Source organism: Methylosinus sp. Ce-a6, assembly GCF_009811655.1.
GTDB lineage: Bacteria > Pseudomonadota > Alphaproteobacteria > Rhizobiales > Beijerinckiaceae > Methylosinus.
Map to the genome: position 1 here is coordinate 28,712 of NZ_BGJX01000014.1, position 18,755 is coordinate 47,466.

The following is an 18,755-nucleotide window of genomic DNA, read 5'->3' on the forward strand; positions in this document are numbered from 1 at the left end:
GGTAACGAGCATGTCGATGGATGAAGCGCGCGTATTTCAATTTCATTCTGGATCGGCAGTCGGTGACGCTGTCACCAATTCCATGTTCTACATGCAAGAATTGCTCGAGGAATATTCGATTCCGTCTCGTATTTTCGTCGAGCATCGCGATCCTCGCCTCGCCGACCGACTGTCGCTTATCGGCGAGTTCCGTCCACGTCCGGACGACGTGCTCATCATTCATCATTCGATGGGACACGACATTCTGCCGATGCTCACGCATCTGAACTGCCGCAAGATTCTCCATTATCATAACGTCACCCCGCCGAGCTTCTTCGAAAGCGGTTCGTTCATCCGTCGCTATGCGGCCAAGGGCCTGCAGATGCTCGATGAGTTTCGCGATCATGTGCTGGGCGCCAGCGCCGACTCGAATTTCAATGCCGCCGAACTGCGCAGCCGCGGTTATGCGAATCCGGTCACGATCCCTGCTTTGCGCGATTACGCGCCGCTGCGCACACAGCCCTTCGATCCCGAACCGCATTATTACGAGACGCCTCGGTATCAGCTTCTATTCGTCGGACGAATTAATCCGAACAAGGGTCAGCTTCACCTTGTCGAGTTCATGGAGCGCTACGCTGACGCTTTCGAGTATCCGCTCCATCTGACGCTGGTCGGCCGGCTGAACGAGGCCGAACCCTATGCCCAGCAGCTGCTCGCCGCCGTCCAGCGCGCGAAATTGCAGGACCGAATAACCATCACCGGGCACGTTTCCGAAGCGGGTCTGCTCGGCCATTACCGAGCAGCCGACGCCTATGTTTCGATGAGCGAGCATGAAGGCTTCGGCGTGCCGCTCTTGGAGGCCATGGCTTTTGACGTTCCGGTCATCGCCTATGACACGAGCGCGATCGGCGACACGATGGGCGGCGCCGGCGTCCTGCTGAAATCGACGCGGCCGGCCGAATTGGCGGAGCGTCTCGACTGGCTGTTCTCCGATCGCCGAAATCGTCGCCATGTCCTGCGCGGCCAGCGTCGCCGATTGATGGATTTCGATCGCGCGAGCGTGGCCGCGAGGCTGGTCGACTTTCTCGCGCCGTTCCTGTCGGACTCGGTCAAGCCGGCGAGGCGAGAAGCGCTCGCGGCCGCCGAACGCAAGCGTCGCGACGAGAGCGCGACCGCGTCGAGGCAATATGTCATCGAAGGCCCGTGTGAGACCTCCTACAGTCTCGCCATCACCAATCGCAAACTGGCGATCGGCCTCGACCGGCGATCCGATTGCGCCGCCTCGCTCGTGCCGATGGAAGGCGTGCCCGGCTACCAGCTCCGCGAAGATGGCGTGCGGGCCAATCCTGAAATTATTCCTCTTCTGCAGCGCGCGACATTCAACCCCGAAGCAACGGTGGTGAGTTTCCGCAATATGTACCCCATGCGGCCTGCCGGCATGATGGGCGACTTCAGTCTATGCGGAATTTCATGGGAAGAGAGCGAGATCTCGTTACAACTCGCGCGCCTGATCAATCGCTACTGCGACGGCGTGGCGGCGCCGACCGAATTTGTCCGCCGCGTTTATCGCAACTCTGGAATACGGGTTCCGATGTCTCTTTACGGGCACGGAATCGATCATCTCGCCGATGCGCCGGCCAGCCCCAAGCGGTCGGACCGTCCATTTACATTTTTGCATGTGTCGTCCGGCCTGGCGCGCAAGGGCATCGAGGATCTGATCATCGCGTACTGCGCCGCATTCACGCGGCAGGACAATGTGCAGCTCGTCATCAAGACGTACCGCAATGTCACGAACGTCGTGGAACATTGGTATGACATGCTGATCAAGGACCGACCCGAAGCCCCCGTCGTAAAGATTGTCTTCGACGACCTCGATCAACATGCGATGTGCCGCCTCTATCAGAGCAGCGACGCAGTCGTGCTGCCCACACGTGGGGAAGGCTTCGGCTACCCGGCTGCAGAGGCGATGTTTTTCGGCGTGCCCTTGATCGTGACCGGCTATTCTGGGCAGATGGATTTCTGCGCCGAAAACAACGCCTACCTGCTCGACTACGACTTCGAGCTCACGGGAAGCCACCTCGGCGTTACGGAAGCCATGTGGGCAAGAGTCCGCATCGATGATCTGGCTCAAAAGATGCTCCACATGTACAACGGCACGCGAAAAGCAGAGATCGCAAATAAGCTTTCCAATGCATCAAAGAGGGCCACCGAAATGACGTGGGATTCTACGTCACAAAAGATCGACGACTTTGTGAAAGAGCTCGAACAGCGAAAATCCATCAATCGGAAACTCAGGATCGGCTGGGTATCGACATGGAACACAAAATGTGGCATCGCTAGATATTCTGATTTTCTAATATCGAACTTGCCTGAAGATCGTTTCGATATCAAAATTTTCGCCAATTATCTCAAAGGTTCGCGCCCGGACGAAGCAAACGTCGTCAGGAACTGGACCCACCGCGGAGAGCCCCTCGATGAAGTCGTAGCGGCAGCGCTCGCCGAGTCGTGTGACATCGTGGTGTTTCAATACAACTACGGCTTCCACACGCTCGCCGAGCTGGCCGACGCAGTGGAGCGCCTCGACAGCGCGGACATCGAGACACACATATTCTTCCACAAGACGAAGCCGACAGAGATCGATGGCGACACCGAGTCGATCGCCAATGTCGCCGCCCAGCTGAAAAAGGCCACGCGCCTCGTGGTGCATTCGGTCGAGGACGTGAACCGCCTGAAGGAGTTCGGCCTGGTCGACAATGTGGTCAAGCTCCCGCACGGGGCGATACGTCCCGTCCGTGTCGATCACATGTCGATTCGTCAATTGCTTGGATTTGGACAACGCCATCCAATCATTGGCTGCTATGGTTTCGTGACCCCGCTGAAAGGGCTTCACCAGTTGATACTGGCTTTTGCGATGATCGCTCGCAAGCAGCCGCACGCGCTCCTGATGTTGATCAATGCAGTCAACGACGATGAACCGTCGCAGGTCGAGAGCGAGCGTTGCCGCGTGTTGGTGGAGCAGCTTGGACTGTCCGACCGAGTCGTGATGTTTCCGGAATACCTGGACGATCAGGAATCGTTTCTACTCATGCAGGCGTGCGATGTAATCGTCTTCCCATATCAGGAGAGCGGCGAGTCCTCGAGCGCCGCAGTCCGCCACGGAATCTCCACCCTTCGGCCGATCCTGGCGACGCCGCTCCCGATCTTCGAAAATGTCGCATCCATGATCGAACGATGCGAGGACACCTCCCCTGCGGCGATCGCGATCGGCGTCGAAAAGCTGCTCGGGGATAGCGCGCGACAAGCCGAGCTGAGAGCGGAACAGTCCAAATGGCTCGAACTCCATGATTGGCGCGTCGTCGGCGAACGTTTCGCAAATATGATGATCGGTCTTTATCAGGACCGACACAATGTCTCGGTCGAACGAGTATCCCGTCCCCTCCTCGCCCGCGTCGATGACGCTGCGCCGGAATTCGAGGAGTGGATGATGGATCTGCCGGATCGCGCATTCGTCCAACTCGCCTATCAGCGCGTTCTCGGCCGCGATCCGGACGAAGCAGACTTCGGCGCCTCTATCCACGCGCTCGGCGCCGGTCAGGTCACGCGAGAAGAGCTGGTGGCTTCCCTGTATGATTCCGTCGAACGCGAGCAGGCGAGCGTCAACCCCACGTCGGACGAACGAAAAAGCGCGTGGAGCTTTTCAGAGCTCGATTCGGGCGACGATCAGGAATTCGTCGAGAGAGTCTATCAGCGTCTGCTGGGACGTGCGGCCGATGAAGTCGGCCTAGCGAACGCTCTGGGCTACCTTCAGGCGGGCGGGACACGGCGCCATATCGCGGAGTCGATACTCGGCTCTGACGAGTTCATGACGAGAAACAAAGCGATAATGATCGTTTTCGATTCCTTGCCCGCTGAAGAAGATGCATCCCGATGAACGACGACGCCACCGCCACGCATGACGGACCCATGAAATTCGAAAGCGCAGGTCGCGCCGAGAGTGTGGGCGCCGACTTGGAAGGTCTTCCTGCCGAAGCGTTGAAACGACTCTGGCCCGCTTGGCGAGACAGCAATCGTCTCGACGTTTCACGACAGGCGCTACGCGCCTGCGCGGCAGATTTGTCCTGGACGCACGGACCAAATGCGGTTTCGATCGCGCGTCGCATCGCCGAAGACTTTGTCACCTTCCCGGAATTCGAACTGGAAATCGACAATCGCGATCTGGCGAAAAAGATCGCCGGATTCGAGTCGGAGAACGCTCGGGCATTCAATGCGATTCTCGCTTTTCTCATCAACCCGCACGACAAACATTGCTTGGAAGAGGTGATACTCGAAGCCGCGCGGGCGAACGATGAAGATGCTGTTCGTAGATTGATGCGACGGTTGCTCGACTGCTCCGATTTCGGGTTGCACGTCACTCGCATTCTGTCGCGCCTTTCCGATGAGCGCCTCACATTACCGGTCGATGTCCTCGGGGCGATCGTACAGAGACTTCCGACTGGCGCAGGCACGCTTTCTGGACTCATGTTGCGAGAAGCGCTCGTGGAAGCGTTGGCGCCGAATGCTCCGCAAACCCTCGCCACTCGCAATATTCCTGCGACTGCGAAGTATCTGATCGACCTTGCCGAGGCGAAGCGGACAACGCGCGTCATTCGCCGCGAGACGACGCTGAACGAGGCGCTGATCGAAAAACTGGGGGCCGAGGTGCGGCGTCGGCTTGCCCCAATGGCGCCGAAGGAGACAGCAAACGAGAACAAGCCGCGCGTCAAACAAGAGAGCGGCGTCGTCGGCTGGCTCGAAGCCATACTGCAGTTCGGATCCGTGACTTTGCAGACGTCTTCTCTCCGATCGAACTACGCAAAGATCGGCTCGGACGGATTGCTCACTGCGGAGACACACCCGCTCGGCAGCGCCTTCCAATACGGTCCATACGTCACATTGCCGCCAGGCTATTACAGCGTGACGTTCATAGGCGAGATGACGACGCCGGCTGTAGCCGAATTTGTCGTCACCAGCGCTTTCAGCCAAAATGTGCTCGCGTCTTGCGCGATCGTCGCGACGGATTCTGTTCCGCTCGCCCAGCTCACATTCCTGCTGTCACAACGCGAGGACAATTGTGAGTTCATCATTCGCGTGAAATCATCAGCAGGGCGCGTCCGTTCGCGCGGCGTCGAAATCGATTGGCGGCCTTTGTAGTCGCCTCTCCCGGCGGTCTGCCGCCATATTTCCGCAGGCTTTGGGCGGACCGCGAGTTTTCGTTCAAGCGCATCTTCTGTGACGAGAGGCCTATGCTCGATCCCAGACGAGGCCGCACGAAGATCTGCCGCCCGTCCGTTCCGGCGGGGAAAACTCCGGCCGAATTGTCCGCTATGCGAGGCCTGGCCGCATCCTCGCGGCGCGCCCGATCGTCACGGAGATTCGGCTGCGTAGCTCGCCGCGCGGTCGGCGGCCTCGCGCCGGCCGGCCGATATTTTCAGCGTCGCCTTCATTCCCGACCTGAGCGAGAGATCCGCATTGGGCGCGTCGACGACGATGCGATCGCCCGCGGCGTTTTCGTCGGCGGAAACCCGAAGAATCTCGCCGACCTTTCCCTCGTAGACGCGGTTCGGAAATTCGTCGACGGTGAAAGAGACCTCGTCCCCGACCTTGATCCCGTCGATGTCCTTTCCGGTCAGATCGACGATGACTCGCACATCGGGACCAGAGGCGACCGAGAAGAGATCGCGCTCGTCTTTCGCCGAGCCGATGGTTTGGCCGGGCTCGACATTGCGCGAAGTGACGGTTCCGGCGATCGGCGAGAGGATCTCGCTGTCGGCGAGGCGGGCCTCGGCGGCTTCCAGCGCGACGCGCGAGCGCGCAGCCGCGGCTTCGTCGCTCGTCTTGCGCGCCTCCGCCCGCTCGAGCGCGAGGCGCGATTTCTCGAGCGCCTTGCGCGCCGCCGCGCGCCGCTTGGCGAGCTCCTGACTTTCGTCGAGACGCGCCTTCGCGTCGGCGATCGCGGTCTCGTCTTTGGCGAGCTTGTCGAGCGTCTCGGAGAGCGCAGCCCTTTCGCGATCGACGATCGATTGGAGGGGACGCGGGTCGAGTCGCGCGCAAATCTGGCCCGCCGTCACCTCGCCCCCCACATCGCAATAGACCGCCTCGACCTTGCCGGATGTCTTGGCTCTGATCGGCGTCGTCGCCGCGGCCTCGATGACGCCGGTCGCTTCCACGACGCTGATCGCCGGGCCGCGAGCGACCGGCGTCTCCGCCCGATGATCCGCGATCGTTCCACGAGTCGCCCAATAGAGGCCTCCGGTCACGAGAGCGAGCGTCGCGACCCCGGCGGCGATTTGCGGGATTCGATTGCGCTCATGCTTGCTCGACTCGCCGTCTGAAGGAGCAAGCGCCGCCGTCCCCGCGCTCGACGCTTCGAGATGGTCGGCGAGCCGACCGAGCACATCCTCCGCCGCTTCCCGTGCGCCGGATTGGACATGCCAATCCAAATTTTCCGGGGACTTGTGCAGGATCGCGCTCGTCACCACCGTCTTTCCGTCCTTTTCGGAAAAGGTCAGGGTTTCGACCGCTTCGGTCTGCGGGGCGCCGTCGTATCGAAATGTCTGCACCAGGCGCCGGGGCTCCTCGATCTCTCGATATTCGCCGCTGACCCCGTGCTGCTGGCCGTCCGCGCCGATCAGCACGATGCGCCATTTTCCATTCACGCGGAGATCGATGTCGCACTCGCATACGATCGAGCCGCCGGGACGATACCAGCATTTGACCTGCTCGGCCCGTGTCCAAGCCTCGAAAACCCGCCGGATCGGCGCATCGAGAACATATTCGAGAGTAATCTTCGGAGTTTGCGCTTCGATCGAAATTTCGGGCTTGCCTGACATGCCGATCCCTTGCCTTCTGTTTAGAGCGGCTTCCGATCCTTTTGGATCGAAAGCTGCTCTAATTTGTCGTTGGGAGCGAATTCTGGTCGCCCGAACGATTCCGTTCGAGCGGAAAGCGCTCTCGCGGTCTTCCAGTCAGCCGAAGCGGCCAGTGATATATTCCTGCGTTTTTCGCTGAGCGGGCGAGGTGAAGACCTTCTTGGTGGCGCCGAACTCCAGAAGCTCGCCGAGATACATGAAGGCGGTGAAGTCGGAGACGCGAGCCGCCTGCTGCATATTGTGCGTGACGATCGCGATCGTGAATGTCTTGGCGAGATTGTCGATGAGTTCTTCGATCTTGGCGGTCGAAATCGGGTCGAGCGCCGAGCAGGGCTCGTCGAACAGAATGATCTCGGGGCGGATCGCGACGGTGCGGGCGATGCACAAACGTTGCTGCTGACCGCCCGACAGACCGAGGCCGCTGGCGTGGAGCTGATCCCGAACCTCGTTCCAGAGCGCGGCGTCGCGAAGCGCCTGCTCGACGCGCGCATCCAGCTCGCTACGCCCGAGCCGCTCATAGACTCTGACGCCGAAGGCGATGTTCTCATAGATCGACATTGGGAAGGGAGTGGGCTTTTGAAACACCATCCCCACGCGCGAGCGCAACAGATTGACGTCTATGTCGGGTGACAAAACATCTTCGCCGTCGAGCAGCACCTCGCCCTCGGCCCGCTGGTTCGGGTAGAGGTCGTACATTCGGTTGAACACGCGCAGCAGCGTCGATTTTCCGCAGCCGGACGGCCCGATGAAGGCCGTCACTTTGTTGGTATAGAGCGGAAAGGAGATCGATTTCAACGCACGCGACTGGCCATAGAAGAAATCGAGACTTGCGACCGAGACCTTCGTCGGCAGCGGGGCATGAATAACCGGCATGGCGGTCATCTTCGCTCCTCCCCTTGGTGCAACGCCCGTACGAGCCGACCCGGATACCACGATCGTTGCGTGACATTGAGATGACCGGCGGCGGCGGCGCTCTCGAGAGCTCCTCACGATCTTGCCTCGGTCGCGGCTTTCGAAGCGCCGGGAGGCCGACGCCATCTCGCGAAGGTCACGAAAGCGGCGCCGATCAAGGCGATCATGACACCGGCCTCGGCCGGGGCGGCAGGCCCGAGCCTCCCTTCGACGAATCGCACGACGACCGGATCCGTGGCGATGGTCTCGCCGGCGATCCAGCCGAGCAATCCGGCGCCGACGGAGGCGAGGCTGCGGAATCGGTCGAGCAATTGGCCGAGAGCCGCGGCGCCGGCGAATACGAGAGGGACGCTGAGGACGAGCCCGCACGCCATTGCGACGAGATCATCCTGCCCGATGGCGGCGATCGCGACCACATTGTCGAAGCTCATCACCAAAGTGGCGACGGCGATCGCCCGCGCCGCCCGGAGGACGCCGTAGGTCGCGTCCAAGACCCGGCTGTCATCGCCCGGATCGGACAATCCGAGATTACACGCGATATGAAATAGCGCGGCGCCGGCGATGAGCCTCAGGAAGGGCGCCTGCATCAGAAACGACACGATCGCGATAAAAAGGGCCGTCAGCATCACGGCGACGCCGACGCCGAGCGCGACGCCCCAACGCCGCCGACGCGCGGGGAGCTCGCGGGCGGCCAGCGTGATCGCGACGACATTGTCGCTGGAGAGCAGGAAATTGACGCCGGCCACTTGAAGCGCGAGACCCCAGAACGACGGCTCCGCCAGTCGGGCGACGAGGGGCTGCATGGGATCCTTCTCGGTTCGAGGACGCCGGGAAATATGATATTAGGCGGGAATGATTTTTCGACTGTGACATTTTTCGACTGTGACAAGGGCGCGGCCCCGCCGCTCGAGCTTCGGAAAGCGTCGGCAGTTTCTTAAGGATCGCGGCAGAACTGGATGTGACGCTGTCGCCCTGTGGTCGGAGGAGCGCTCATGTGGCCTTTGGCGGGTTTCGCTTTCGGAGCCGTTGTCGGCGCGGTCGGGATCGCGCTTCGCGGAAAGGAGATGGCGCAAGTCGCGCGCCCCGGAGCCAAAGCGGTCATCAAGGCCGCGATGGTCGCGCTTCACGAAGCGCGCGTCCGCCAGGCCGAGATCGTCGAGCAGGCGGAGGATCTGTTCGCCGAAGCGACCGCCGAAGTCGCCGAGGAACGGACGGAGGATATCGCAGCGACGATCCGCGCCAAGGCGCAGAAGGCCGCCGAAGCGCGCAACGAGGAGGTCATTCGCCGCGCCGAGATCGTCGCCGCGGTCCGGTCTCTCTATGCGGAGTCGGCCGGGGAGCCGTCGAGCGACAGGCTGGCGGCCGTGATCGCCGCCGCCGAGGAGCGCGCTCGCGCGATCATCGAAGCGGGACGAACAGCGGGCGGCCCCGCCTCGGCCGAGACGATCGACCTCTCCGCGATCAAGCGAACGCGCGCGGGCGGCGCCGATCATGAGTGACGAGCTGCCGGTCGCGACCATTGTCCATACGATGAGAGGGCGCACGCGCCTGCGCCTCGCAGAATTGCGCGGCGACGAGAAATTCTTCGCCGACCTCGCGAAAAAGCTCGCCGGGATCGGCGGCGTGCGCCGGGCGGATCCGGCGCCGCTGACCGGCGGCATATTGATCTTTCACGACAAGCCCCTCGCCGGAATCGGCGAAGCGGCGGAAAAGGCCGGGCTGTTTCGCCTGCAGACCAATGCGAGCCCTTCCGTCGAGAAGCCGATGGAGCTGAATTTGGGCCCGCGCGAGGCCGCCGCCGCCGCCTTCGCTCTGGCCGCCGCCTGGCAAATCTACAAAGAGAAGGTTTTCCCGCCGGCTCTCACGCTCGTCTGGTACGCGGCCCGGCTCGCCGGGTTCCGCATGGGCGGCGAAGACCGGAGCCCCGACGAATAGAGCGTTTCCAGCCGAAGTGGACGCCGGTTCGGCGTTGGAAACGCGCGTCGAAACAAAGACTCTCGGTCCCCCGGTCAACGAGCCAGCGTTTCGGCGACATCCGTCGCCTCCCAGGGAAGATCGAGATCGGCGCGGCCGAAATGGCCATAGAGCGCGAGGCGGCGATAGAATCCGGCCGGGCCGGCCTGCGACGGAAGCGTCCTGAGCGCGAAACGGCGCTCGACGGCCGCCGGCCGAAAATCGAGCCGTTGCTCGATGAGGCGCGCGAGCTCGGGGTCCGGCATGGCGCCCGTCCCGAATGTCTCGACTGCGACGCTGAGCGGCCGGGCGCGTCCGATCGCATAGCCGAGATGCACCTCGCAGCGTTCGGCGAGCCGCGCCGCGACGATGTTCTTGGCGGCGTGACGGGCGGCATAGGCCCCGATGCGGTCGACGCGCGAAGGATCCTTGCCCGAGAGCGCCGCGCCGCTGTGGCGGGCGTATTCGCCATAGGTGTCGATGCCGTTCTTGCGTCCGGTGAGGCCGGCGTGACGGGCCGGCCCTTCGACATCGAAAGGCGCGCGGGGATTGAGGATCAGGTTGAACTCCGTCGCGGCGTCTGGACGCAGCGGGCTCTCGTCGAAGGCGCGGGTCGCGATCAGGCGCAGCCGCTCCTCGAGCTCGGCTCTGCGCTGCTCCGGCGAGACGACGGCGGCGATGGAGATCGTATGGACGCGCGCCGGCTCGCCGCCGCGATATTGCACCGAGACTTGCGTCTTGGCGTCGGGCGACAGCCAACCCGCATCTGCGCCCCTACGCTCCTCGTCGAGGGCCCGCGCGACGCGATGGGCGAAGCTGATCGGCGCCGGCATGAGCTCGGGCGTCTCGCGACAGGCGTAGCCGAACACATTGGCCTGATCCTGAGCAACGACGCTCTCGATCTCCGCATCCTCGTCTCTATCGGACGGAGGCGCCCGAAGATCGGCCGGAAGCTCCGTGAAGCTCGAGAGAATGGAGCAGCGACGCGCGTCGAAACGCCCTTCGACATAGCCGGCCTCGGCGACCACTTTGCGCGCGAGCGTCGGCAGATCGACGTCCGCCTCCGCAGCGAAGCGGGCGGCGAGAAAAATCACTCCCGACGCGATGGCGCATTCGACGATCGCCCGCGCCGCGGCGTCCTGGCCGAGGAAAGCGTCGATGGCCGCGTCGCTGATCTGGTCGCAGAGCTTGTCCGGATGGCCGGCGGTGACGGATTCGGAGGTGAAAATCATGTCCGGGACCATCTCGACCCTCATGATTCCGGCGCCGCGGCCCGCCGCGGCTCGGTCGGCAGAAGATTGCGGATCGCGTCATTGGCGGCGGCGGCGCCGATGGCGACGCCCGCTATGCCGAGCAATTCGCGTCCGCCGATCGGGGCGAGGCCCAGAACCCGTCGCGTGGCGGGAAAAAGCTGCGCCGCCGCCTGCGCGACCGTCGACAGAACGACGGCTCCCGCGAGCTTCCGGTTGGGCGATCGAGCCAGCTTGCCGGCGAGGCCTGCGCGCTCCGATCGGCAGTTCACCGCGTGGAACAGCTGGCCCAAGGTGAGTCCATGGAAGGTGATCGTGCCGGCGCGCGCGAAGCTTCGCGCCCCTCCGGCGAGATGGTAGGCGGCCAGAGTGCCCACGCCGATCACCGCGCCTTCGAGGAGAAGATATCGGAAATCGGCCGGCGTCAGGATCGGCGCGCGGGGATCGTGAGGAGGCTGCTCCAGAAGGCCGTCTTCCGGCTCCTCGAGGCCGAGGGCCAGAGCCGGCAGAGGCTCGCCGGCGATGTTGAGCCAAAGGAGCTGCGTCGACGTCATGGCGACGCCGCCATCGAGCAGCGCCGCCCCCAGCATGACGAAGGTCTCGGACACGCTGGTCGAAATGAGATAGCGCAGAACCTTGCGGATGTTCGAATGCGTCGCGCGCCCGAGGCGCACCGCTTCGACGACGCCGCCGAGATCGTCGGAGACGAGCACCATATCCGCGACCTCGCGGGCGACGTCCGTTCCCTCGCCGCCCATGGCGATGCTGATGTTGGCGGCGCGCAGCGCCGGGCCGTCGTTGACGCCGTCGCCGGTCATGCCGACGACGCGTCCGCCATTCTGCAAGGCTTTGACGATTTTGAGCTTGTCGACCGGGCTGACGCGCGCGAAGACCTGCGCCTGACCGGTCAGCGCCGCCAACATGTCGGGAGAAAGGGCGGCGATCTCGCCGGCTTCGAGCACTCTGATGTCGCCGCCGTCGCCGAGGTCCAGTTTCCGCGCGATGGCGAGCGCGGTGGCGCTCTGGTCCCCCGTGATCATGACGGAGCGGATGCCGGCGCGATGGAGCTGCTGCAACGCGGGCCGAACGCTCGGACGGATCGGGTTGATGAGGCCGGCGAGGCCGAGCCAGACGAGATCGCGCTCGTCTCGCGGATCGCCGCCGGTTTCGCAGATCGCGACCCCGAGAACGCGCAGCGCCCGCGCGGCCATGCGTCCATTGGCTTCGCGGATTTTCGCGCGCGACGGGTCGTCGAGCGGCGCGACGCCGCCTTTCGTCGCCCAGCTCGCGCAGCGCAGCAGCACCTCGCCCGGATCGCCCTTCACGCAGAGCAGCCGAGCCCCGTCGTCGCGCTCATGCAGCGTGCTCATGCGCTTGCGATTTTCCGAGCGCGGCGCGCCCGCGACGAGCGGCGCCTCGCGACGCAGCGCCGCCACGTCGACGCCGAAGGCCAGCGCCGCCTCGAGCAGCGCGCTCTCGGTCGGCGTTCCATCGATTCGGCAACCCTCGCCCTCGGGGCGCAACACGGCGTCGCTGCACAGAGCCGCGACCTCGAGCAAGCGCTTCGTCACGGCGGCCGCCGTGGGGGCGGCGTCATCGTCGCCATCGACGAGACGCCCGCCTTCGAAGGCCAACAGCAACCCATCCGCGTGGATGGCGACCGTCTCCATGCGGTTTTCCGTGAGCGTGCCGGTCTTGTCGAGGCCGATCACCTCGACGGCGCCCAGCGTCTCGACCGCATCGAGCTTGCGCACCAGCACGTCGCGACGTCGCATGTTCTCGACGCCGAGCGCCAGGGTCGTCGTCGCGACGGCCGGCAAGCCTTCGGGGATCGCCGCGACGATGAGCGAGATCGCATTGCGAAGCATGGGGACGAAGGCGTGCCGGCGAGCGAGCCCTATGCCGAACACCACGCCGCAGACCAGCGCGTTGATGAAGATCAGCTCGCGTTCGACCTCGTCGAGCTGGCGCTGCATCGGCGTCTCCGGCGGTTGCAGCGAGCCGAGCAGACGCTGAACGCGGCCGATCTCCGTCGTCGCGCCCGTCGCGGTGACGAGCGCGGTCGCAGAGCCGCCGGTCACCGCCGTTCCGCGATAGAGCATATTGCGGCGCTCGGGCAGACCCGTGTCGGCGCGGAGCACCCATTCCGCCGTTTTCTGCACCGGAACGGCTTCGCCGGTGAGGGCCGATTCATTGACGGAGAAATCGTCGCAGAAGATCAGGCGGGCGTCCGCCGGAATCAGCATTCCACGCTCGAGCGAGAGAATATCGCCGCGCACGATCTCCGCGGGGTCGAGGAGGACGCGCGCGCCGCCGCGAAGCGCCGAAACCCGATGGGGAGAATAGTCCGACAGGCTTCGGATGGTCCGTTCGGCTCTATGTTCCGTCGCCGTAGCGATGCTGGCGTTCAGCAGCACAACGGCGCCGATGACGGCGGCGTCGACAATTCCTCCGGTCATGAGCGAAAGCGCCGCCGAGCCGACGAGGAGGAAGACCGGCAGGCTGACCATCTGATCGCCGAAAATGGCGAGCGGCGAACGCGGCTTCACGCGCGGGATTTCATTGCGCCCATGGACCGCCAGACGGCGCGTCGCCTCCTGCGGGTCGAGACCCGCCTCCGCGCTCGTCGCCAGCCGCCGCGCGGCGTCGCCGGCCGTCATCGCATGCCATTGCAGATCGACCGATTCGTCAGCGGCGACGGCGGCGGACAGGGGCCAGGCGAAAGGCGCTCGCGCCGCATCGAGCTGCGGCTCGGCGACCGCGTCTTCGACGGCCTGCAGAATTTCCCGGATCGACGCAGGCGCGGAGAACTCGACGAGCACGGTGGCGGTCAAGGCGCTCGCGCGCGCAGACGCCACTCCGGGACGCGCGAGCAGCGCTTTCATCACCGCCTCGACGCGCGAGTCTCGCCCCGCGAGGCCGAAATGACGAATCCTCACCCGGCCGGGGACCGCGCGATGGACGATCTCCGCGCGAGCCAACGACAGAGTGGGGTTCACATGCGCAGACATGGCGATTTCGTCCGAGTTTCGGCGGCCGCGCCCGAACGCCCGCGGTCTCGTAGAGTATCAGTTCATATGCCTTCACAAGCAACTCCGGCCGCCCCGATCTCGACATCGGCCGCGGAATCGGGCGACGACGGCCAGTCGTTCGCATCGTCCGCGCCGCGCCTGCGCCATCTCGAATGGATTCACGATATGCTGCTCGGCCCCGAAACCTCGCCCCGGCGCAATTCGGCACCGCTTTCGCGGCCGGGCTCGGCTCGACCGTCAAGGACCAAGGACGCCGCGTCGCACGCCGGCGTGGACTCCGCCGCAATTCGCGAGTTCTTCCGGACCGTCCTCGATCAGCGTCTCGTCTCGACCATGTCGCTCGCGCATCGATCAGGTTTTCGTCAATATGATCTTGTTGATGCGAGCGTAGATCGGACCCGTCCATTCGGAGGCGATCCGAATTTCCAATTCGACGTCCGTCGGCTTCACTTCCAGCCTGTGACGGAACGCCGCCCTTCCGGAGAACCGGATCTCGAAGAGCTTGCGGAGCCCGGAATTCGACGTGACGTCCAGCAGCAGCTCTCCATCTCCCGCGATGTCGATGTCGATGTCCATCGCATAAGCCCCAGCCGCAAAATCGCGGCGCGGACCATATAAAACGAAGCCGGGCGAGATCATCGCATAACCGTCGGCGGTCTCGAGACCGCTGAAGAACATTCTGTTGCCGATGAGCAATCCGACATCGGAATGATGCGCGGCGATCAGATATCCGCCTTCGTTTTCCCGAGCGAGCATGACCCTATTCCCCTTTTCAGAGCCGAGCGACAGATTTGAGTTCGAAAAATAGTCTCGCCAGTCGATCCGGTCGTCGAAGGTCAGACCGCTGTCGAAACGACACATATAATCGGGGAACATATCGTCCAATGCGCTTTCGCTCGCACAGGCGAGTTTGATCGTTCGGTGATGCCGCGGTTCGGTCCGCGAAAGAAGCTCGTGCAGCAGCTCGTCGCGGAATCGACGCTGTTTTTGCTTCGATCGGATCGATGCCGCGAAATCGCCATAAACGGTTTTCGTGGCATAGGTCCTCGGAACGATGCGCAAGAGAGCGAGCATGAATTCCGTCGTCGTCATTTGGAGCGCCTGCCCCCGCTCATGGTAGCGCGCCGCGACGCGTCGATCGGGGACGCCGTAGACCGCTTCAAAAAAGCGCTCGATCTTCTCCAGCGTCCCGAGGCCGATCAGGCTCGCGAGATGGAAATGCGGGGATTCGATGAGTTTGGCTCCGCTCATAGACGTTCCCTCTGCATGTCGCGTTCACGAAGCTCGATTTCGACGATGTTGAACAGCCGCATTCGTATCCTTGCCCAGGAATGCGCCTCTACATATTCGGCTTGAGCGCGCCTCTTGGAGCGCGCCATTTCGGCGTTCGAATAGAATCGGCACATGGCGTCGGCGATATCGACGGGCTCGAATCCCCCGGTCGAGAAGCAGATGCCGCCCAGATCGCCAAAGGTCGAAACCGGCGTGCACAGAAGCGGGATTTGTAGACCCGCGACTTCCCTCAACGCGCCGCTGGCGCTCTCCGCATTCGGTCGATAGGAAAAGACGAGGAGGTCGCATTTGGACAGGCGTCGGCGCACCTCGTCCAGCGGCAGCATGCGAAAGTCCAACTCGACGACATTCTCGAGAGCCAAGCTTTTGACCAACGCCATCGCCCGGAGCGCATAGTCGATGGTCTTACGTTCATCGGTGATCGAATGCAAAAGCGTCGCTTTGACGTTCGGAACTCTCTTTCTGAGAAAGTGCAGCGCGAGAATATTTTCGAGTATGCCCTTGTGCGGCATGCAAAATCCGAAGGAGCCGATATGGAAATCCGATCCGATCGTGTCGTCGGCGGGATCTGGCGTCGCCTTTTCCTCCTCGGAAACCGCCGCGGTAAAATTGGATATGCCATGTGGAACGACGGCGACCCGCGTCGATTGCGCGAGCTTCGGCAATTCCAGAACGTCGTCGAGAGTGTGAACGAACAGCCCCGACAGTCTGGAAAGCGAAGCCGCGACTTCGGTGAGCGCGGCGCGCGCCCCTACCGTCGAATGAAGCTGAACGAAGACTTTGATATTTCTTGCCCGGTCGGCGCGCAGCGCATCGACGATGAAGGCCAGATCCGACCAGCTCAAAATTCCGGGATGATGCTGAATGAGCACCGCCTCGAAATTCGATCGCAGGAGATAGTCGCAGAGCCGACGGACGCCGGATCGGCTGCGCGTCCACACCCGCGTCACAAAGGCTTCGTCTTCGGTGATCCGCCCGACGTCTTCGGCGACGACGGTGACGTCGAACCCCTCCGGCAGGCTTGCGATCAAATTGCCCGTGTAGGTCGCTATTCCGCAATCCTGGCTCCAAGTGCTGACGATCGCCGTGCGTCGAGGTCCGCGCGCCTCGCGCGACTTTCCGACATGCTTCGTCACGGCTCGAAGAAAGCGGCGCGCCACCTTGTCCCAACGATAGAGATCACTCACGCGCCGCCGGGCCGCCGACGTTCTGGCGTGAATTTCCTCCGGGCTCGCGAGATACACGGCCCGCATCTGCTTCTTCAGTGAGCCCGGATCGGGTTCGAACCAGAAGGAGTTGCGAAGATTCATATGGGTCGCGGCGGCGGCGGCGTGCGATCGAATGGGCCAGCAGGTCGTTTCGTCGCAAAAGTCCGATTGCCCTCCGGCGTCGGTGACCACGACCGGGAGATCGAGCGCCATCGCTTCGGCGGCGGGCAGAAGAAAACCTTCGCCCCGGCTCGGCGCGACGAGGCAGTCCGAAGATATATATAATTGGTACAATTCTGCGGGGGACAAATTCGCTTTCACGAGCTCGATGGATCGCGGGATCGCGCCGCCTCCGAGATCGATCAACAGCCGCTCGATCTCATTATGCGGATTGTCGAAGGTCTTGATGACGAGCCGCACGTCGGTCTCGTCTCTGAATTCTTCGAGAAAGCTTCGCACGAGAACATCCGCGCCCTTGCGCGGAAAGCAGGAGGACACGTGAAGGAACTGGAAAGGCTTCGTCCTCGCGGCCTTCGGCCGTTTCGGCGCTCTCGCCAACATGTGATCCATGCCGTTTCCGATGACCTCTATCGGAACGACGACGCCGGAATTTTCGAGCGCCTCCTTGCTATAGCGCGAGGTGACGCAAATGAGATCGAGATCGCGGTTGAACTGCTCGACGAATTGCGGCGGAAACTCGCTCTCCTCCCATGCGTAGCAATGCAGGACGCGGAAGCCGGCTCTCATATGGCCCGTTTCGGGAGGCCAAGTGTTGAGCGTGTGAATCTCGACGCCGGCAAAATCGGGATCAGCGACGAAGACGTCTTTGACGCGAGCGTCGGCATTGAACAGCTGGTCCTGCGCCAAGCCGGCCTCGGACGAATGAAGGCGAACGTCATGGCCCATGTCGAGAAGGGCGCGGGCGAAGCATCGATTCACGATAGCGAGGCTGTAGTCTCCGGCGAAGACCCCTTCCACGAGAATGGAGCGCTTCGGTTCGGTCGCGGACGGCGTCTCGCAATCCAAGAAGCTTTGCGCCGCGGCGGGAGACATCGACGCATGAGCGTCGCGCGACGGCCTCAAACGCTCCATCCAGCTCGTTTCCGATCGGAAAGGCCTTCGCAACGCGTCGGATGCGCGATCCCTCGGGCTCAATTCATGGATCGGGCGTCCCTCTTGCCAAAAGACCACCGAGACATTTCCCGACGAGATGTCCTTGGGCAGGAGGTCGAGAGCGATATCGAACCCGCAATTGGCGGAGGGATGGCCATGATCGGCGACATCGGGCCGAAACTGCGTCGCGGGACCGACCGCGACGACCCGACCGCGGACGAGGACGGCGATCGAAACGGGCCGATCGGGAGCGCGAAGATCGATAGCCCAGCCACGCGCGCGGGCTATCGTGAAATCATCGATATGGCCGATATATCGAGCCGATCGGCGGAGGGACAACGGTACGAAGTTCACTGTTTCACGCTCCCTCGCTTTATATCGCGCGTCTCACGAACGTCATCGCAGCCGCACCGTGTTGGCGCTCGCCTCGACGGCGAGCCGGTCGAAACCGATATTGATCGCGTCGAGGTCGAGCGGCGCCTGTTGCGGAACGGAGAGGCAGGCGCGACGGCAGCGCGCGCCCGAGAGGGCGAGCAGACGTCCCGACGACGATCGGGGCGCATCGCCGAATGTGGCGACGGGCACGACGCCGGTCACCGGATAGCCGCGTGCGATCAGCTTTGCGCGCACGGCCAGACAATAGGCGACCGATCGCTGAGAAAACCGAGTCTCGCCATGGCCGGCCCGATATTTCATCACGGCTGTGCAGAGATCGCCGCCCGCGCGCCGCCATGCGCCGGCGAGGTAAGTCACGCCGTAGCGTATATTCGTCTCGGGGACCGCGAGCGCGGATGCGGATCCGACGAAGCCGAGCATCTGCGCGGTGGAGGGCAGCACCTGCATCAGGCCGATCTCGCCCGACGATCCGATCTGGCCGGGATCATAGCCGCTCTCCACCGCCATCACAGCGTCGGCGACTTCCGCCGGCAGGCCGGCGCGTCGAGCCTCCCGTTCCGCCAGCGCACGATAATCCGCCGCCGAGCGGAGCGTCCCCCGGGCGTTCCGCTTTTCGTCCGCGCTGGACGACGCGGCGCCCGTCGGGCCCGGCTCCGCGCGCGCGAGACGGACGTCGACTGGTTGCAACGGCGGCTCGGCTTCGGCCGCTCC

General features: G+C 63.4%; 12 protein-coding genes. 4 read left to right on the top strand and 8 right to left on the bottom strand.

Translation table 11 applies throughout. The annotated features are described in order from the left end of the window. Positions 1-16: 16 nt before the first annotated feature. Together Mspo_RS10745 and Mspo_RS10750 are read left to right on the top strand one after the other, a co-directional pair. Positions 17-3,910, top strand: coding sequence for a glycosyltransferase (locus Mspo_RS10745; protein ID WP_244613331.1), 3,894 nt, complete (start codon positions 17-19; stop codon positions 3,908-3,910). Continuing rightward, positions 3,907-5,169, top strand: coding sequence for a hypothetical protein (locus Mspo_RS10750; RefSeq protein ID WP_159729583.1), 1,263 nt, complete (start codon positions 3,907-3,909; stop codon positions 5,167-5,169). Before Mspo_RS10745 ends, Mspo_RS10750 begins: the two co-directional genes overlap by 4 nt. Before the next feature lie 212 nt (positions 5,170-5,381). On the opposite strand, the gene Mspo_RS10755 is transcribed toward Mspo_RS10750, so the two are convergent. The 3 genes from Mspo_RS10755 to Mspo_RS10765 form a co-directional block, all read right to left on the bottom strand. After that, positions 5,382-6,848 (bottom strand): efflux RND transporter periplasmic adaptor subunit, encoded by a 1,467-nt coding sequence (locus Mspo_RS10755; protein WP_159729585.1) that lies wholly within the window; start codon positions 6,846-6,848, stop codon positions 5,382-5,384. A 135-nt stretch (positions 6,849-6,983) separates the two neighbouring features. Beyond that, positions 6,984-7,769, bottom strand: a complete 786-nt coding sequence (pstB, locus tag Mspo_RS10760; protein WP_159729587.1) for a phosphate ABC transporter ATP-binding protein PstB — start codon at positions 7,767-7,769, stop codon at positions 6,984-6,986. Positions 7,770-7,873: 104 nt separating this feature from the next. Next, positions 7,874-8,602 carry a YjbE family putative metal transport protein gene (locus Mspo_RS10765; protein ID WP_159729589.1) on the bottom strand — a complete coding sequence of 243 codons (729 nt, stop codon included), beginning with the start codon at positions 8,600-8,602 and terminating at the stop codon, positions 7,874-7,876. 261 nt (positions 8,603-8,863) lie between these two features. On the opposite strand from Mspo_RS10765, the gene Mspo_RS10770 reads away from it, so the two are divergent. Both Mspo_RS10770 and Mspo_RS10775 read left to right on the top strand, forming a co-directional pair. Then, entirely contained in the window at positions 8,864-9,298 is a 435-nt protein-coding gene (locus tag Mspo_RS10770) for a DUF5132 domain-containing protein (RefSeq protein WP_244613333.1), read from the top strand. Continuing rightward, positions 9,291-9,734 (top strand): hypothetical protein, encoded by a 444-nt coding sequence (locus Mspo_RS10775; protein ID WP_159729593.1) that lies wholly within the window; start codon positions 9,291-9,293, stop codon positions 9,732-9,734. Before Mspo_RS10770 ends, Mspo_RS10775 begins: the two co-directional genes overlap by 8 nt. Positions 9,735-9,808: 74 nt before the next feature. On the opposite strand, the gene metK is transcribed toward Mspo_RS10775, so the two are convergent. The 5 genes from metK to Mspo_RS10800 all read right to left on the bottom strand — a co-directional run bounded on the left by metK (position 9,809) and on the right by Mspo_RS10800 (position 18,731). Beyond that, complete coding sequence (gene metK, locus Mspo_RS10780; RefSeq protein WP_244613335.1) at positions 9,809-11,008, bottom strand: methionine adenosyltransferase; 1,200 nt, start codon at positions 11,006-11,008, stop codon at positions 9,809-9,811. After that, positions 11,005-14,013: an HAD-IC family P-type ATPase gene (locus Mspo_RS10785; RefSeq protein ID WP_159729595.1), complete on the bottom strand. Its 3,009-nt coding sequence runs from the start codon at positions 14,011-14,013 to the stop codon at positions 11,005-11,007. The genes metK and Mspo_RS10785 overlap by 4 nt, the downstream gene beginning before the upstream one ends. A 372-nt stretch (positions 14,014-14,385) precedes the next feature. Then, complete coding sequence (locus Mspo_RS10790; protein WP_159729597.1) at positions 14,386-15,096, bottom strand: hypothetical protein; 711 nt, start codon at positions 15,094-15,096, stop codon at positions 14,386-14,388. Between the two features lie 185 nt (positions 15,097-15,281). Further along, entirely contained in the window at positions 15,282-17,627 is a 2,346-nt protein-coding gene (locus Mspo_RS10795) for a glycosyltransferase (protein WP_159729599.1), read from the bottom strand. A 417-nt stretch (positions 17,628-18,044) separates the two neighbouring features. Then, on the bottom strand, positions 18,045-18,731 hold the full coding sequence (locus Mspo_RS10800) for a lytic transglycosylase domain-containing protein (RefSeq protein WP_244613337.1): 687 nt from the start codon (positions 18,729-18,731) through the stop codon (positions 18,045-18,047). Positions 18,732-18,755 lie beyond the last annotated feature (24 nt).

What these genes read in the sequence shown, in the direction of transcription:
- Mspo_RS10770 (WP_244613333.1), top strand. Translation starts at nt 8,864, where the DNA reads ATGGCGCAAGTCGCGCGCCCCGGAGCCAAAGCGGTCATCAAGGCCGCG.
- Mspo_RS10765 (WP_159729589.1), bottom strand. Translation starts at nt 8,602, where the DNA reads ATGCAGCCCCTCGTCGCCCGACTGGCGGAGCCGTCGTTCTGGGGTCTC.
- Mspo_RS10745 (WP_244613331.1), top strand. Translation starts at nt 17, where the DNA reads ATGGATGAAGCGCGCGTATTTCAATTTCATTCTGGATCGGCAGTCGGT.
- metK (WP_244613335.1), bottom strand. Translation starts at nt 11,008, where the DNA reads ATGAGGGTCGAGATGGTCCCGGACATGATTTTCACCTCCGAATCCGTC.
- Mspo_RS10750 (WP_159729583.1), top strand. Translation starts at nt 3,907, where the DNA reads ATGAACGACGACGCCACCGCCACGCATGACGGACCCATGAAATTCGAA.
- Mspo_RS10785 (WP_159729595.1), bottom strand. Translation starts at nt 14,013, where the DNA reads ATGTCTGCGCATGTGAACCCCACTCTGTCGTTGGCTCGCGCGGAGATC.
- Mspo_RS10755 (WP_159729585.1), bottom strand. Translation starts at nt 6,848, where the DNA reads ATGTCAGGCAAGCCCGAAATTTCGATCGAAGCGCAAACTCCGAAGATT.
- Mspo_RS10795 (WP_159729599.1), bottom strand. Translation starts at nt 17,627, where the DNA reads ATGGAGCGTTTGAGGCCGTCGCGCGACGCTCATGCGTCGATGTCTCCC.
- Mspo_RS10775 (WP_159729593.1), top strand. Translation starts at nt 9,291, where the DNA reads ATGAGTGACGAGCTGCCGGTCGCGACCATTGTCCATACGATGAGAGGG.
- pstB (WP_159729587.1), bottom strand. Translation starts at nt 7,769, where the DNA reads ATGACCGCCATGCCGGTTATTCATGCCCCGCTGCCGACGAAGGTCTCG.